The organism is Bradyrhizobium sp. STM 3561 (assembly GCF_045571455.1).
GTDB lineage: Bacteria > Pseudomonadota > Alphaproteobacteria > Rhizobiales > Xanthobacteraceae > Bradyrhizobium > Bradyrhizobium vignae.
Window position 1 is genome coordinate 2,666,362 of sequence record NZ_CP120695.1, and the last position, 14,256, is coordinate 2,680,617.

Annotated in this window: 15 protein-coding genes; 14 read left to right on the forward strand and 1 reads right to left on the reverse strand. The window is 64.4% G+C overall.

Annotated features, from left to right (window positions below; all coding sequences use genetic code 11):
• The first annotated feature begins 2 nt into the window (after positions 1 to 2).
• From P6U28_RS12335 to P6U28_RS12350, 4 genes are all read left to right on the forward strand, one after another.
• Positions 3 to 1,319: a homoserine dehydrogenase gene (locus P6U28_RS12335; RefSeq protein ID WP_122403383.1), complete on the forward strand. Its 1,317-nt coding sequence runs from the start codon at positions 3 to 5 to the stop codon at positions 1,317 to 1,319.
• Positions 1,320 to 1,480: 161 nt separating this feature from the next.
• Positions 1,481 to 2,482, forward strand: coding sequence for a class II fructose-bisphosphatase (glpX, locus tag P6U28_RS12340; protein WP_122403382.1), 1,002 nt, complete (start codon positions 1,481 to 1,483; stop codon positions 2,480 to 2,482).
• 143 nt (positions 2,483 to 2,625) lie between these two features.
• On the forward strand, positions 2,626 to 3,345 hold the full coding sequence (locus tag P6U28_RS12345) for a haloacid dehalogenase type II (RefSeq protein WP_122403381.1): 720 nt from the start codon (positions 2,626 to 2,628) through the stop codon (positions 3,343 to 3,345).
• Positions 3,346 to 3,423: 78 nt separating this feature from the next.
• Entirely contained in the window at positions 3,424 to 3,864 is a 441-nt protein-coding gene (locus tag P6U28_RS12350) for an ASCH domain-containing protein (protein WP_122403380.1), read from the forward strand.
• 4 nt (positions 3,865 to 3,868) lie between these two features.
• On the opposite strand, the gene P6U28_RS12355 is transcribed toward P6U28_RS12350, so the two are convergent.
• A complete protein-coding gene (locus tag P6U28_RS12355; protein WP_129142837.1) occupies positions 3,869 to 4,534 on the reverse strand; it encodes a GntR family transcriptional regulator in 666 nt (221 codons plus the stop codon).
• A gap of 116 nt (positions 4,535 to 4,650) precedes the next feature.
• On the opposite strand from P6U28_RS12355, the gene P6U28_RS12360 reads away from it, so the two are divergent.
• From P6U28_RS12360 to P6U28_RS12405, 10 genes are all read left to right on the forward strand, one after another.
• Positions 4,651 to 5,445, forward strand: coding sequence for an enoyl-CoA hydratase/isomerase family protein (locus P6U28_RS12360; RefSeq protein WP_122403379.1), 795 nt, complete (start codon positions 4,651 to 4,653; stop codon positions 5,443 to 5,445).
• 9 nt (positions 5,446 to 5,454) lie between these two features.
• On the forward strand, positions 5,455 to 6,714 hold the full coding sequence (locus tag P6U28_RS12365; protein WP_122403378.1) for a CaiB/BaiF CoA-transferase family protein: 1,260 nt from the start codon (positions 5,455 to 5,457) through the stop codon (positions 6,712 to 6,714).
• Between the two features lie 46 nt (positions 6,715 to 6,760).
• On the forward strand, positions 6,761 to 7,753 hold the full coding sequence (locus tag P6U28_RS12370) for a tripartite tricarboxylate transporter substrate binding protein (RefSeq protein ID WP_122403377.1): 993 nt from the start codon (positions 6,761 to 6,763) through the stop codon (positions 7,751 to 7,753).
• A gap of 11 nt (positions 7,754 to 7,764) precedes the next feature.
• A complete protein-coding gene (locus P6U28_RS12375; protein WP_122403376.1) occupies positions 7,765 to 8,247 on the forward strand; it encodes a tripartite tricarboxylate transporter TctB family protein in 483 nt (160 codons plus the stop codon).
• Positions 8,248 to 8,259: 12 nt separating this feature from the next.
• Positions 8,260 to 9,798, forward strand: a complete 1,539-nt coding sequence (locus P6U28_RS12380) for a tripartite tricarboxylate transporter permease (RefSeq protein ID WP_122403375.1) — start codon at positions 8,260 to 8,262, stop codon at positions 9,796 to 9,798.
• A complete protein-coding gene (locus P6U28_RS12385) occupies positions 9,795 to 10,799 on the forward strand; it encodes a 4-hydroxythreonine-4-phosphate dehydrogenase PdxA (RefSeq protein ID WP_122403374.1) in 1,005 nt (334 codons plus the stop codon). The genes P6U28_RS12380 and P6U28_RS12385 overlap by 4 nt, the downstream gene beginning before the upstream one ends.
• Positions 10,800 to 10,939: 140 nt before the next feature.
• Positions 10,940 to 11,155 (forward strand): hypothetical protein, encoded by a 216-nt coding sequence (locus P6U28_RS12390; RefSeq protein WP_122403373.1) that lies wholly within the window; start codon positions 10,940 to 10,942, stop codon positions 11,153 to 11,155.
• A 131-nt stretch (positions 11,156 to 11,286) separates the two neighbouring features.
• Positions 11,287 to 12,348 carry a glycosyltransferase family 4 protein gene (locus P6U28_RS12395; RefSeq protein WP_122403372.1) on the forward strand — a complete coding sequence of 354 codons (1,062 nt, stop codon included), beginning with the start codon at positions 11,287 to 11,289 and terminating at the stop codon, positions 12,346 to 12,348.
• A gap of 12 nt (positions 12,349 to 12,360) precedes the next feature.
• Entirely contained in the window at positions 12,361 to 13,362 is a 1,002-nt protein-coding gene (locus tag P6U28_RS12400; RefSeq protein WP_122403371.1) for a L,D-transpeptidase family protein, read from the forward strand.
• A 143-nt stretch (positions 13,363 to 13,505) separates the two neighbouring features.
• The gene (locus P6U28_RS12405; RefSeq protein WP_122403370.1) at positions 13,506 to 13,979 is read left to right on the forward strand and encodes a GNAT family N-acetyltransferase; all 474 of its coding nucleotides are present in this window, start codon (positions 13,506 to 13,508) and stop codon (positions 13,977 to 13,979) included.
• The last annotated feature ends 277 nt before the right edge of the window (positions 13,980 to 14,256 follow it).

A 14,256-nucleotide genomic window follows, 5' to 3' on the forward strand; every position in this document is an offset into this window, starting at 1 on the left:
TCATGGTTGCACCCCTGAAAGTGGGCATAGCGGGGCTCGGCACCGTGGGCGCCGAAGTTGTCCGATTGATTGAAACGCAGGCGCGCGTGCTCGCGGGCCGCAGCGGCCGCGGCATCCGCGTCGTCGCCGTCACTGCGCGCTCGAAGGCGAAGAATCGCGGCATCGACCTGCGCGGCGTCGAATGGGCCAAGGATCCGATGGCGCTCGCCACTCATCCCGAGATCGATTGCTTCGTCGAGCTGATGGGCGGCGCCGGCGATCCGGCGCTGTCGGCGGTGGACGCCGCGCTGGGCGCCGGCAAGTCGGTCGTCACCGCCAACAAGGCGCTGCTGGCCAAGCACGGCCTCAAGCTCGCCAAGGCGGCTGAAAAGCACGGCGGGGCGCTGAATTTCGAGGCAGCCGTCGGCGCAGCGATCCCGGTCATCAAGACGTTGCGCGAAGGTCTGGCCGGAACCGGCATCAACCGCGTCTACGGCATCCTCAACGGCACCTGCAATTACATCCTGACCCGGATGGAGCAGGAGGGGCTTTCCTTCGCCGAATGCCTCAAGGACGCGCAGCGGCTCGGTTATGCCGAGGCCGATCCGTCCTTCGACGTCGACGGCCACGACACCGCGCAGAAGCTCGCCATTCTCGCCAGCCTCGCCTTCGGCACGAAAGTTGCTCAAAGCGCCGTGTATGTCGAAGGCATCTCGTCCATCGCGCCGGAAGATCTGCGCGCCGCCGCCGATCTCGGTTACCGCGTCAAGCTGCTCGGCGTTGCGGTTCGCACCGCCAAGGGCATCGAGCAGCGCGTGCATCCAACCATGGTTCCCAAATCCTCCTCGATCGCGCAGGTGATGGGTGTCACCAATGCGGTCACGATCGATGGCGAGGGCATTCCACCGATCACGCTGGTCGGCCCCGGTGCCGGAGGCGCAGCGACCGCATCCGCGGTGGTCGCCGATATCGCCGATGTCGCGCGCGGCATCCGCGCCAATCCGTTCGGCCGGCCGATATCGCAGCTGCGCGACACCAAGAAGGCGCCGATGGAGCGGCACGAGGGTGGTTATTACATCCGCCTGCTCGCGCGCGATTTCCCCGGCACCGCGGCTGCGATCGCGACCCGGCTTGCAGAGCAGAAGATTTCGATCGAGTCGATCGTGCAGCGTCATCCCAACGGCGGCGCTGCGCCGGCGAATGGCAAGGCGGTCCCGGTGCCCGTCATCCTGATCACCTATGCCACGCATGAGGACGCCGTACGTCGTGCACTCGCCGCCGTGCAGAAGGACAAGGTCATCAGCGGACGGCCGCAGGTGATCCGGATCGAGAAGAACTGAGCATGCTGGGACCCGGAGGGCCGCGCTAGCGCAAAGTGTGAAGCGGTTTTCCGGAAAAGAGCATGCTCGAACTAAAAGGCGTTCGTTCGAACGAACACCGGGCGTTGAGAGTTGATGCGGGCAGAGATGTCTGTCCCAAACCGTTTCGAAGGAGTAAGCCGATGTCGACCCATATTTCAGTCCCGCCGCACGCGTTGCTCGAGCGCATCCTCACGCTGGAGATTGTGCGGGTGACGGAGCGGGCGGCGGTGTCGTCGGCGCGGTTGCGCGGGCACGGCAACGAGAAGCAGGCTGACCAGGCCGCCGTCGACGCCATGCGCCGCGAGCTCAACAAGCTGCCGATCGAAGGCACCATCGTGATCGGCGAAGGCGAGCGCGACGAGGCGCCGATGCTCTTCATCGGCGAGAAGGTCGGTATGAATGCCGGTCCCCAGGTCGATATCGCGGTCGACCCGCTCGAAGGCACCACGCTGTGCGCCAAGAACATGCCGGGCGCGATCGCGACCATGGCGATGGCCGATGGCGGCACGCTGCTGCACGCCCCCGACGTCTACATGCAGAAGCTCGCGATCGGACCCGGTTACGACAAGGGCGTCGTGGATCTCGACGCTTCGCCTGCCGACAACGTCCGCCGCCTCGCCAAGGCCAAGGGCGTCAAGCCGGAAGGCATCACCGTGCTCGTGCTCGACCGTCCGCGCCATGCCGATATCATCGCGAGCGTGCGCTCGACCGGCGCTGCGGTGCGCCTCATCACCGACGGCGATGTTGCCGGCGTGATCCACTGCGCCGACCCCGACAACACCGGCGTCGACATGTATCTCGGCACCGGCGGTGCGCCGGAAGGCGTGCTCGCGGCCGTGGCGCTGCGCTGCATCGGGGGCCAGATGCAGTGCCGCCTCATCCTCGACTCCGACGAGAAGCGCGAGCGCGCCGCCAAGATGGGCGTCAACGACCCCAAGATGATCTACGGCATCGAGGACATGGCGCGCGGCGACTGCCTGTTCGCCGCCACCGGCGTCACCACGGGCTCGCTGCTCTCGGGCGTCAAATTCCGCAAGGACGGCGTGATCGAGACCGAGACGGTGGTGATGCGCTCCGTCACCGGCACCGTGCGCTACATCAAGGCCGAGCATCGCGAGCTGGCGAAGTTCCATCTGGATTGATGTTTGCTGTCATTCCGGGGCGACGCGAAGGCGTCGAACCCGGAATCCAGAGATGACAGCGCGAGATTCCGGGTTCTCAGGGCCGTGCGTGGCGCGGACCCATCGCCCGGAATGACAATGATAAGAACAAATGGGAAGCGCACATGTCCGATCTCTCCGCCGTCAAAGCCCTGGTCTTCGACGTGTTCGGCACCGTGGTCGACTGGCGCACCAGCCTGATCAGCGACTTCATGTGGTGGGGCAAACAGCGCGGCATCGCCACCGACTGGACCGCGCTGGTCGACGGCTGGCGCGGCATGTACGTCGCGTCCATGGATGATGTGCGCAAGCACCCGGAACGCGGCTACGTCATGCTCGACGATCTGCACCGCCGCTCGCTGGAGAAGCTGGTCGAGAAACTCGAAATCAAGGGCCTCACCGAGGCCGATCTCGATTATCTCACCAAGGGCTGGCACCGCCTGCATCCCTGGCCCGACAGCGTCGCCGGCCTCAAGCGGCTGAAATCCAAATTCGTGATCGCGCCGCTCTCGAACGGCAACGTGGCGCTGCTCACCAACATGGCGAAGTTTGCAGGGCTCCCGTGGGACCTCATCATGTCGGCCGAGCTATTCGAGCACTACAAGCCTGATCCCGAGACCTATCTCGGCGCCGCCCGTCTGCTGTGCCTCAAGCCGGAAGAGGTGATGATGGTCGCCGCCCACAACGGCGATCTCGCTGCCGCGCAGAAGTACGGGCTGAAGACTGCCTTCGTGGCGCGACCAACCGAATACGGTCCCTTGCAGAAGGTCGATTTCGAGGCGACCGGCAATTGGGACATCGTTGCAAAGGACTTTGGCGGCATCGCCGATAGATTGGGCTGCTAGGCCGCGTTTTCCAGATGCGATCGGCTTCGGTTGCTTTTCGGGGACGCCTTGGCGCAGGCAACATGGGATGCGAAGAGCATGGGCAAGCGGATCCCCGAACCATATCGACATCTCCGAACCTTCGCGTTCGGCGACAGCCCCGCGCTGGCGGATGAACTGGTCGAGCTCGTCATCAAGGGCATCAAGACCGCGACGTGCAGCACCGAAGACGAGCCGAACACCTCCACGCCCGGTGAGCGCTGGGTCGTGCTCGACGGCCGAGGAGAGCCGCGTTGCGTCATCGAATCCGTCGACGTGACGTATCGGCGCTTCAACGAGGTCGACGCAGCGTTTGCGCATGAGGAAGGAGAAGGCGACCGGAGCTTGGCCTATTGGCGCCGCGCCCATCAGTCCTATTTCGGCAGGCTCGGACGATATAGCGATGACATGATGCTGATGTGCGAGCGTTTTCGTCTGGTCGAGGTCTTCGGCGACAGTCCACCCGAGGGCTCGTTCGAACTGACGGAGCCCGGGGGATAGCACCTCACGCGATACGCAGCGTAAGATCGCCGCCCTCGGTCTCGGCAAAGCCCGCCTGTAGAACCTCTTCGCGCTTGTGACGCAGATGCGCACGCAGGATGTGGGCGAGGCCGACGCCGTCGCGGCGCTGAAGCGCGTTGAGGATCGCCTCATGCTCCTTCACCGCGAATGCCCAGCGCTGCGGCGTCATCGGCGTGACGTAGCGCGCCCGCCGGATGCGCGCGGTCACCGAGGTGTAAAGCCCCGCGAGCACGGGATTTCCGGCTGCGGTGACGATGGCTTCGTGAATGGCGCGGTTGCCGCGATAGTACTGGATCAGGTCGCCGTCGCGATAATGCTGCACCATGGCCGCATGGGCCGTGGCGATCGCGTCGATCTCGGCGTCCGTGATGCGCTCGCAGGCGAGCTCGCCGGCGAGGGCCTCTAGGCCCTGGCAGACCTCGAACAGGTCGCGCATGTCCTTGTCGGTCAGTTTTGCTGCGCGCGAGCCGCGATGCGGCAGCAGCTGCACGAGCCCTTCCGCCGCCAGCACCTTGAGCGCCTCGCGCAGCGGCGTGCGCGAAATCTCGAGCCGCTCGCACAGCTCGCGCTCCGGAATCCTCGCACCCGGGGGGATTTCGCCGTCGAGTAGGATGGCGCGGATGCGGCCGACGACTTCCTCGTGAAGCATGGGTCCGAGCTCAATTTGAATGCAAAAGTGAACTTATACGCATTTATTTGTAAGTTATAGCTTGAAAATTCCAAATTTTGCATTCAAAAATGCAAAAGACAGAAAGGTGTGAGGAAATGGACCTGCAACTGGCGGCAGAAGACCTCGTCTTCGAGCGCGACGAGGGCATCGGGCGGATCACCTTCAACCGACCGCAGGCCCGCAATGCCTTCACCTTCGCCATGTACGAACGGCTTGCCGCGATCTGCGAGGAGGCCAACGGCGACCATGCGATCAAGGTGCTGGTGCTGCGCGGGGCCGGCGACAAGGCCTTCGCCTCGGGCACGGACATCAACCAGTTCCGCGAATTCAGGACGCCGCAGGACGCGATCGACTACGAGAACCGCATCGATCGCGTGCTGACCACGCTGGAGCAGTGCCGGGTGCCGACGATCGCGGCGATCAACGGGTTCTGTACCGGAGGCGGGGCGGGCATTGCTGCGGCCTGCGACCTCCGCATCGGCACGAAAGCTGCGAGAATCGGATTCCCCATCGCCAGGACGCTCGGCAACTGCCTGTCGATGTCCAATGTCAGCCGTCTCACCGCGCTCATCGGCGCCGCGCGCGTCAAGGATCTCATCTTCACCGCGCGCCTTGTCGATGCCGCGGAGGCTGCGAGCATCGGGCTGCTGGGCGAGGTCGTCGACGATCTTGCGGTCCTCGACCAGCGTGCCGAGGAGGTGGCCCGCCTCCTCGCGAGCCATGCGCCGCTGACGCTGAATGCGACCAAGCAGGCGGTCGCCCGCCTGCAAAGGCGGCTGACCCGGGACGAGGGCGAGGACCTCATCCTGATGTGCTACACGAGCCAGGACTTTCGCGAAGGGCTCGATGCTTTCCTCAACAAGCGCGCGCCGCAATGGCGCGGCCAATAGGACGAGCCGATGCAAAGCGACCGATCTCAATCCACCTCCCGCCGTTCGGGACCGCTGGCCGGCCTCAAGGTCATCGATCTCACCCATGTCATGGCCGGGCCGACCTGCACCTTGATGCTCGCCGACATGGGCGCCGACGTCATCAAGATCGAGAAGTGGCCCAACGGTGACGACACCCGCCATTCGGTGCCGCCGAAGATCGGCGAGGAGGCGGCGTCCTTCCTGATGATGAACCGCAACAAGCGCGGCATCGTGCTGGATCTGAAGACCGACGGTGGCAAACAGGTGCTGCGACGGCTGATCGCGGATGCCGACGTGCTGGTCGAGAACTTTGCGCCGGGCGCGATGGAGCGCCTCGGCTTCGGCTACGAGGCGCTGCACACGGAATTCCCGGCGCTGATCTACTGCTCGCTGTCGGGTTTCGGCCGCACCGGTCCCTACAAGCACCGCAGGGGATTTGACCTCGTCGCGCAGGCGATGAGCGGCATCATGAGCTTTACCGGCGAACGCCCGGACGGTCCGCCCGTCAAATGCGGTCCGCCGCTGTCCGACATCACGGCCGGCCTGCTCGCGAGCATGGGCATCCTTGCGGCCTACGCGCATCGTCTCAAGACCGGCAAAGGGCAGTGGGTCGAGACCTCGCTCTATGAAGCCGCCCTGGTGCAGACCTATTGGCAGTCGACCATTGCGCTTGCGGCCGGCACAGCGCCGCGCGCCATGGGCTCGGCGCATCCGCTCAATGCGCCGTATCAGGCGTTCGAAGCCTCGGACGGCTGGCTCGTGGTCGGCGGCGCCAACAAGAAGCATTGGCTGCTGATGCTGGAAGCGCTCGGCGCGAGCGAGCTTGCCGCCGATCCGCGCTTCGTCACGGGCGCCGATCGCATGGCCAATCTGAAAGAGCTCGAAGCCGTCCTGAGCGAACGCTTCCGCACCAAGTCGCGGGCGCATTGGCTGGCGGCGCTGGACGAGAGGGGCGTGCCGTGCGGCCCCGTGCACGACATGCTGGAGGCCTTAAACGATCCGCAGACGCTGGCGCGCGAGATGGTCGTCGAGGTCGAGCATTCCACGCTCGGTCCCGTCAAGACGATCGGGCTTCCGATCAAGTTTTCGGAGACGCCAGGCAAAGTGCTGTCAGGCGCGCCGGTCTATGGTGAGCACACGAGCGAGGTGCTGGCCGAGCACGGGTTCGACCAGTCACGAATCGAAGCGCTCGAAAAAGAAGGCGCGATCGTGCTCGCATCGGGACAACGCGAGGAACGCGTCGCCTGAACAGGGGGCCGACAACAACAAAAGACAAGATCAGCTGGAGGAAATCATGGGTCGGACGTCAACATTTCTGCTCTCTGCGGCCGTAGCCGTGCTGGTCGGCACGATGCCGGCGAGTGCCGCCTGGCAACCACAAAAGCCGATCGAGTTCGTCGCCACCGCCGGGCCTGGCGGCGGCACCGACAATCTCGCGCGCGCGGTGCAGAACATCATTACCAAGCACAAGCTGACGGAGCAGCCGATCGTCGTCGTCAACAAGGGCGGCGGCAGCGGCGCCGAGGGCTATGTCTACGGCAAGGCCTCCGCGGGCGACCCCTACAAGGTGATCTTCGGCACCTCGAATGCCTGGCAGCAACCGCTCGTCTCCAAGGTCGCCTTCAACTACACCGATCTCACCCCGATCGCGGCGATGGCGCAGGACGAGTTCTTGCTCTGGGTCAAGCAGGACGCGCCGTACAAGACGGCGGGCGACTATCTCAAGGCGGCCGCATCGGGCGAATTCAAGATGGGCGGCGCGCAGTCGAAGGACACCGACGAGGTGCTGACGCGCATGATCGAGAAGGCCGGCAAGGTCAAGCTGACCTATATCCCTTTCAAGAGCGGCGCCGAGACCGCCGTGCAGCTCGCCGGCGGACATCTCGACTCCCACGTCAACAATCCCAGCGAAAGCCTCGGGCAATGGCGGGGCGGCACGCAGCGGCCGCTCTGCGTGTTCAGCCCGAAGCGGCTGCCGCAGGGGCCGAAGGTCACCGCGACCGAAGGCTGGAGCGATGTTCCGACCTGCGTCGAGCAGGGCCTCGACATCAAGCAATATGAGCAGCCGCGCACCGTGTGGCTGCCCGGCAAGGTCACGCCGGAGCAGGCCGCGTTCTATGTCGACCTCATGAGGAAGGTGCAGGCAACGCCGGAGTGGAAGGACTACATCGAGAAGACCTCCCAGGTCGACACGTTCCTGACTGGTGCCGAGTTCGACAAATTCATCAAGGAGGACCTCGATCACGTCAAGCAGGTCGCGAGCGAGCAGGGCTGGCTGGTCAAGTAAGGCATTACGCCATGATCTCCCGTCGTGCGCTTGAACTTGCGACCGCCGTCCTCGCCGGCAGCTTCGGTGTCGCCGTCGTCGTCTCCAGCCTCGACAACGGCATCGGCTGGTCGAGCGCAGGCGTCGATGCCGGCACGTTCCCGTTCCTGACCGGCATCGTCATCGTGCTCGGGAGCCTCTACAATCTGGTGCGCGGCGTGCTGTCGGCCGCGACAGTGGCAAACGTCCCCATCGCCATCACGTCCATCGAGCTGCGGCGGCTCGCCGGCCTGTTCGTACCGGCTGCGATCTTCGTCGCTGCGATCCCGCTTGCCGGGATGTACGTCGCCTCGGCCCTGTATGTCTTTTCGGTGCTGGCGATCCCCAGGCACCAATCCATGCCGCGCGCGCTCGCCATGGCGGCGGCCACGGCGCTCGCGCTCTACGTCGTGTTCGAGCGCTTATTCCAAGTCAGCCTGCCGCACGGCGCGCTCGCCGCCGCGCTTGGTTTCTGAGGGGGCAGCGAGATGGACAATCTCCAGGAACTCCTGCACGGCTTCACCATTGCGGTCACGGTGCCGCATCTGGCCCTGATGGCGGTTGGCGTGCTGCTCGGCATTCTCGTCGGCGTGCTGCCGGGACTGGGCGCGCCGAACGGGGTGTCGCTGCTATTGCCGCTGACCTTCGGCATGCAGCCGGTCTCAGCGATCATCCTGCTCTCGAGCATGTATTGGGGCGCGCTGTTCGGCGGCTCGGTGACCTCGATCCTGTTCAACATTCCCGGCGAGCCATCGTCGGTCGCGACCACCTTCGACGGCTATCCGATGGCACGCGACGGCCGGCCGACCACGGCGCTCGCGACCGCCTTCGGCTCCGCGGCTTTCGGCGCGCTGATCGGCGTCATCCTGATCACCTTCCTCGCATCCTGGGTGGCGCAGGTTGCGCTCGCGTTCGGGCCGGCCGAGTATTTTGCGGTCTATTTCCTCGCCTTTGCCAGCTTCGTCGGCATGGGCGGTGCGGCACCGGTCAAGACCGTCGTGGCGCTGGCGATCGGCTTTGCGATCGCCGCCATCGGCATCGACACGGTCTCCGGCAGCGTGCGTCTCACCATGGGCGTAGATGAGCTGGTCAAGGGCGTCAGCTTCGTCGTCGCGGTGATGGGCCTGTTCGGCATCGGCGAGCTCCTGGTCGCGGTCGAGGAGGAGTTTCACGCCCGCGCCGTGTCCTCGAAGATCGATTGGCGCGAGGTGTTTCGCGCCGTCGGGCGCCTGCCGCGGCATGGCGTTGCCCTGCTGCGCAGCGCCGCGATCGGCTGCTGGATGGGGATCACGCCGGGCGGCCCGACCGCGGCCTCCTTCATGAGCTACGGCATCGCCCGCCGCTTCTCCCGCCGTGGCCGGCATTTCGGCACCGGAGAGGTCGAAGGCATCATCTCGCCGGAGACCGCCGATCATGCCGCCGGGACCAGTGCGCTGTTGCCGATGCTCTCGCTCGGCATTCCAGGCTCGGCCACTGCGGCCGTGATGATGGGCGGGTTGATGATCTGGGGTCTCAATCCCGGGCCGATGCTGTTCGTCGATAGCAAGGACTTCGTCTGGGGCCTGATCGCCTCGATGTATGTCGGCAACATCGTCGCGGTCGCGCTGGTGCTGATGACCGTGCCCGTGTTCGCCGCCTTGATGCGGATTCCCTTCGTCGTGATCGCGCCCCTGATCGTGATCATCTGCGTCGTCGGCGCCTATTCGGTGTCGAACTCCTATCTCGACGTGGTCATGATGCTGGGGTTCGGCATCGTCGGCTATCTCTTCAAGAAGCTGTTCTATCCGCTGGCGCCGCTCGTGCTCGCGATCGTGATCGGCGACAAGGCCGAGGACGCGTTCCGGCAATCGATGCTGATCTCAAAGGGATCACTTAGCATCTTCTTTGCGAACAAGTTGGTGACGTGCCTGATCGTGGGCGGCATCGCGCTGCTGCTGCTGCCGCTGGTCTTGCAGCTCACACGTCTCTGGCGCAGGCCAGCGTCGCCCGCAATCGACACTCCAGCCCAGGAAAAGGTGATCATATGACCGCAAAGCCGCTCATTGCATTGGCAATGGGAGATCCCGCCGGCATCAGCCCCGAGCTGACGGCGAAGCTAGTGGCGCAGGACGACATCCGCGCGAGCTGTCGGCTCGTCGTCATCGGCGACCGCCGCATCTTCGACGAAGGCGCGCGCATTGCCGGCCTCGAGCCGGAGCTGACGATGGTGGAGCAGGGTGTCGAGCTTCGCGCGGCGCAGGAAGATGCACTGTTCGTCGATCTCCGCCACCTCGACCTCAGCGAGGTCGAGCCGAGGACCGCGACCCTTGCCGGCGGCAAATTCGCGCTGACGAACTATCGGCACGCGCTCGAACTCGGCCGCGACGGCCACGTCGACGCGGTCTGTTTCACCCCCTTCAACAAGCAGGCGATGCGCTTTGCCCGTGCCGAGTACGATGACGAGATCGCGTTCTCGGCCGAGGTCGTCGGCCTCAAGACGCCGGCAAGCGAATTCAACGTGCTGGACCGGCTCTGGAATGCACGGGTCACTTCGCACATCCCGCTGAAGGACGTGGCTGCAAAGCTGTCGAGCGAGCGCATTCATCGCGCGCTCAGGCTGACCGATTCCTGCATGCGCAAGGCCGGCTTCGCGCGGCCGCGCATCGCCGTCGCAGGCCTCAATCCGCACGCCGGCGACGGCGGCAATTTCGGCCGCGAGGAGATCGAGGTGATTGCGCCGGTGGTCGCGGACGGCCAGCGCGAGGGCATTGCCGCGGAGGGACCGTTCCCGGCCGACACCGTGTTCCTGCGCGCCAGGGCCGGCGCGTTCGATGCCGTGCTGACCATGTATCATGACCAGGGCCAGATCGCCATGAAGCTGATGGGCTTCGATCGTGGCGTGACGTTGCTTGGCGGCTTCCCGTTTCCGATCTGCACGCCCGCGCACGGCACTGCCTACGACATCGCAGGGCAAGGCATCGCATCGATTGGCGCTAGCCGCGCTGCTCTGCTGCTCGCAACGGAGATGGCGGTGACTCGTTCTGGCTGATTTTGCACGCACGGGGGGAGCGAGCGCCGACTACCGCGCGCGCCTTGCGCGCAGACTTAGACTTTAGGGAACAACTGGAAACTTCCGCCGTCGCGACGAGTTGGCGACCCATGAACAATCTCCCACGTCGGAGCTGGAACATGGTCGATGACGGCCCACTACGAACTGCGGTGGACACCGCATGGTGCGTGTACCGCGCCCGGCATCGCGATGTCGATGCTGCGGATGGCCGTCGCTGCCTGCTCGAGCGTCATCTGCAAGGGAGGCGGGAAGCGCGAGAGAGTAACGGCGACGCCCAGGAACTCGCAGCATTCGGGCTTGCCTATCTCGAGCGGCTTTCCGATGACGAATGTTGAGGTTCATTGAGGGTCTCGCCTGTCGCGTGGCGAGCGCAAGCGCGAGGCCGGATTGGACGCTGCTGGCGATTTCGAACCTTCTATCCGCAGCTATCGTGTTCATTCTTCGTTCAGCGGTGTAGCAGGCTCTCATGCGCATCGCCCAGCTCGCTCCCCTGGCCGAAAGCGTCCCTCCGAAGCTCTACGGCGGCACCGAGCGGGTGGTGGCCTGGCTTGTGGATGAGCTCGTCGAGCGCGGCCACGACGTCACCCTCTTCGCCAGCGGTGACTCCCGAACGACGGGCAAGCTCCACCCGGTGTGGCCGCGCGCGCTGCGTCTCGGCCGGAAGGGCACCGATCCGAGTGCAGCCTGCGCGATGCTGCTGGAGGCAATCGCGAAACGAGCCAGAGACTTCGATGTGATCCACGCCCATGTCGACTGGCTGCATCTGCCATTGCTCAGCCGCCTTGGCGTGCCGTTCCTGACAACCCTGCATGGCCGGCTCGATCTGCCTGGGCTGCCTGACGTGGTTCGGCAATTCCCCGATGCGAGGTTCGTCTCGATTTCCGATCACCAGCGCCTGCCGCTTCCGGAGGCGAAATGGATTGGAACGATCCAGCACGGATTGCCTTCGGAGCTGTTGCACGCCTCCTACGGGGCCGGGTCCTATCTGGCGTTTCTTGGCCGTCTCACGGCGGACAAGGGTCCGGAGGACGCCATCCGTATCGCGCACGCCGCCCGGATGCCTCTCCGCATCGCCGCGAAGATTCCGCGCGCCGAGACCGCCTACTTCAGGAAACACCTCGCGCCCCGGATCGACGGCGAGAAGATCCAGCTCGTCGGCGAAGTCGACGACGTGAAGAAGCAATCATTGCTTCGGGGAGCAGCCGCTCTGGTATTTCCAATCGCTTGGCCGGAGCCCTTCGGATTGGTCATGATCGAGGCGATGGCGTGCGGAACACCGGTGATCGCCTATCGCTCCGGCTCGGTTCCTGAGGTCATCGAACACGGCCTGACCGGTTTCATCGTCGAGAGCGAGGAGCAAGCCGTCAAGGCGGTCGGCGAATTGGGCAAGCTGGATCGAAAGAGGGTGCGCGCCCGGTTCGAGGAGCGCTTCACTGCACGCCGAATGGCGCAACAATACGAAGAACGATACCGGGAGCTGATTGCCCCGGCAGCACGAGGACTCGACACGCAGCCGTTGGAACCATGAAAGGAGATGGCAATGTCGCTGACGAAAGCGGGGCAGATTTGCATCTTTCTTGTCTTCGCCTTGGCGGCATTGCCGGCGTTTGGCGCCGAGATGACCGTGGACGCCATCAATTCCGCCGAACCGTCAAAGACGACTCTCTCGAACGACAAGCCCACCCCGGCGGGGGTGCGGCTGCAGGTTCTCTTGGATAGGGCGCATTTCTCGCCCGGCGAGATCGACGGCAGGTTCGGCGAGAATGCCAGAAAGGCGCTCCGGGCCTATACGGAAGCGCAGCAATTGCCGAGTTCGGACGCTCTGACGGATGAGGTCTGGAAGGCGCTGCGGGCGGACGATCGACCGGCGACGATGACCTACACCGTCGCCGAGCAGGATGTCGCGGGCCCGTTCCTGCGCAAGCTGCCATCGAGGATGGAGGAGATGAAGGGCATCCCGAAGCTCAGCTTCACCAGTCCGCGCGAAGCACTGGCCGAGAAATTTCACATGAGCGAGCAGCTCCTGGCGGCGCTGAACCCCGGCCGGCAATTTGACCGCGCCGGCGAGACCATCGTCGTGGTGGACAGCACCCATGGCGGAAGCGCTGCGCCCCCCACCAAGGCCGACAGGATCGAGATCGACAAGCGGCGCCAGACGGTGAAGCTGTTCGACAAATCGAACGTGCTGATCGGGTTCTATCCCGCGACCGTTGGCAGCGAGGAGAAGCCGTCGCCCTCGGGTACGTTCAAGGTCACGGAGATCAGCCGAAATCCGACCTACCGCTACAATCCCGCCTACCACTTCAAGGATGTTCGTTCCCACAGGCCCTTCAAAATCAATCCCGGTCCGAACAATCCGGTTGGAACGGTCTGGATCAACCTCTCCGCCGAAGGCTACGGCATTCACGGAACGCCATCGCCGGGAAAGATTTCGAAGGTTCAGTCGCACGGCTGCGTGCGTCTCACCAACTGGGATGCAGAGCGTGTCGCAGCCAGCGTCTCGAAGGGTACGCAGGTCGCGTTCGTGGATGGTTCGGGCTGACGCGGGATTCGCGATGGCTATCGCCGACGGCTTGTCGGCCGCATCCCGCTGCAGAGAAAATCACGTCCGGATTGACTCCGCCATGGATTGCTATCAATCCAAATCTGCTGACCCGATAAGGCTACTCCCGGAGCCCACCTCTCATGTTACTCGACGGCGACTTTTGCTTCAGGGCAGCTCGATGCGACGACGCTGCAACGGTTTTCAACATCACTCTGGCATCGATCCGCGGCCTTGCAGCGGCCTCCTATTCGCGGGCGCAGCTGGAGAACTGGATGGGTGAGCGCACGCCGGCGTTTTATGAGGAGCTCATCGCCAGGGGACGAATGACCATATGCTTGCGAAACGGCGTTGCGGTCGGATTTGTCGACGCCGAACCCGGCGAGGTAACCAGGCTGTTTGTCTTGCCCGAAACCGCGGGGTCTGGAATCGGCCGGCGTCTGCTCGAAATCGGTATCGCCCAGGCGCGGTTGGGCCACAACGGACCGATAAGACTCGAAGCGACGATCAATGCCGAAGGCTTCTACCGAAAGTGCGGCTTCCGAAGCACAGGAAGAGGCTATTTCTCCCACGGTCTTGGTGGCGAGCCTATCGAGATCGTGCACATGGAGTTATGAACTCGACATTTCCAACCCGCTTCGGAGCCGCGGCGTCACGCTAATTTCAATCTCGAGAAGGTGTCCAAGGCGGATCTGCCGTTTGTCGCGCCGATCGAGCGGACCAGAGGATACGAAACTTTGGTGGACCGATGGGATGGGGCACTGCATCTGTCGGCAATCGATGACGATCACTGCGAGCGCCTTCTCTGGCGGCATTTGTCGCGGCGAGTTGATCATTGTCTATGCTGACACGCCGCTGCGCCGCCAGGATGACATGGTCATTGCGCGCAGCAAC

Coding starts and splice junctions, on each gene's coding strand:
- P6U28_RS12335 (WP_122403383.1), top strand. CDS start 3: ATGGTTGCACCCCTGAAAGTGGGCATAGCGGGGCTCGGCACCGTGGGC.
- glpX (WP_122403382.1), top strand. CDS start 1,481: ATGTCGACCCATATTTCAGTCCCGCCGCACGCGTTGCTCGAGCGCATC.
- P6U28_RS12345 (WP_122403381.1), top strand. CDS start 2,626: ATGTCCGATCTCTCCGCCGTCAAAGCCCTGGTCTTCGACGTGTTCGGC.
- P6U28_RS12350 (WP_122403380.1), top strand. CDS start 3,424: ATGGGCAAGCGGATCCCCGAACCATATCGACATCTCCGAACCTTCGCG.
- P6U28_RS12355 (WP_129142837.1), bottom strand. CDS start 4,534: ATGCTTCACGAGGAAGTCGTCGGCCGCATCCGCGCCATCCTACTCGAC.
- P6U28_RS12360 (WP_122403379.1), top strand. CDS start 4,651: ATGGACCTGCAACTGGCGGCAGAAGACCTCGTCTTCGAGCGCGACGAG.
- P6U28_RS12365 (WP_122403378.1), top strand. CDS start 5,455: ATGCAAAGCGACCGATCTCAATCCACCTCCCGCCGTTCGGGACCGCTG.
- P6U28_RS12370 (WP_122403377.1), top strand. CDS start 6,761: ATGGGTCGGACGTCAACATTTCTGCTCTCTGCGGCCGTAGCCGTGCTG.
- P6U28_RS12375 (WP_122403376.1), top strand. CDS start 7,765: ATGATCTCCCGTCGTGCGCTTGAACTTGCGACCGCCGTCCTCGCCGGC.
- P6U28_RS12380 (WP_122403375.1), top strand. CDS start 8,260: ATGGACAATCTCCAGGAACTCCTGCACGGCTTCACCATTGCGGTCACG.
- P6U28_RS12385 (WP_122403374.1), top strand. CDS start 9,795: ATGACCGCAAAGCCGCTCATTGCATTGGCAATGGGAGATCCCGCCGGC.
- P6U28_RS12390 (WP_122403373.1), top strand. CDS start 10,940: ATGGTCGATGACGGCCCACTACGAACTGCGGTGGACACCGCATGGTGC.
- P6U28_RS12395 (WP_122403372.1), top strand. CDS start 11,287: ATGCGCATCGCCCAGCTCGCTCCCCTGGCCGAAAGCGTCCCTCCGAAG.
- P6U28_RS12400 (WP_122403371.1), top strand. CDS start 12,361: ATGTCGCTGACGAAAGCGGGGCAGATTTGCATCTTTCTTGTCTTCGCC.
- P6U28_RS12405 (WP_122403370.1), top strand. CDS start 13,506: ATGTTACTCGACGGCGACTTTTGCTTCAGGGCAGCTCGATGCGACGAC.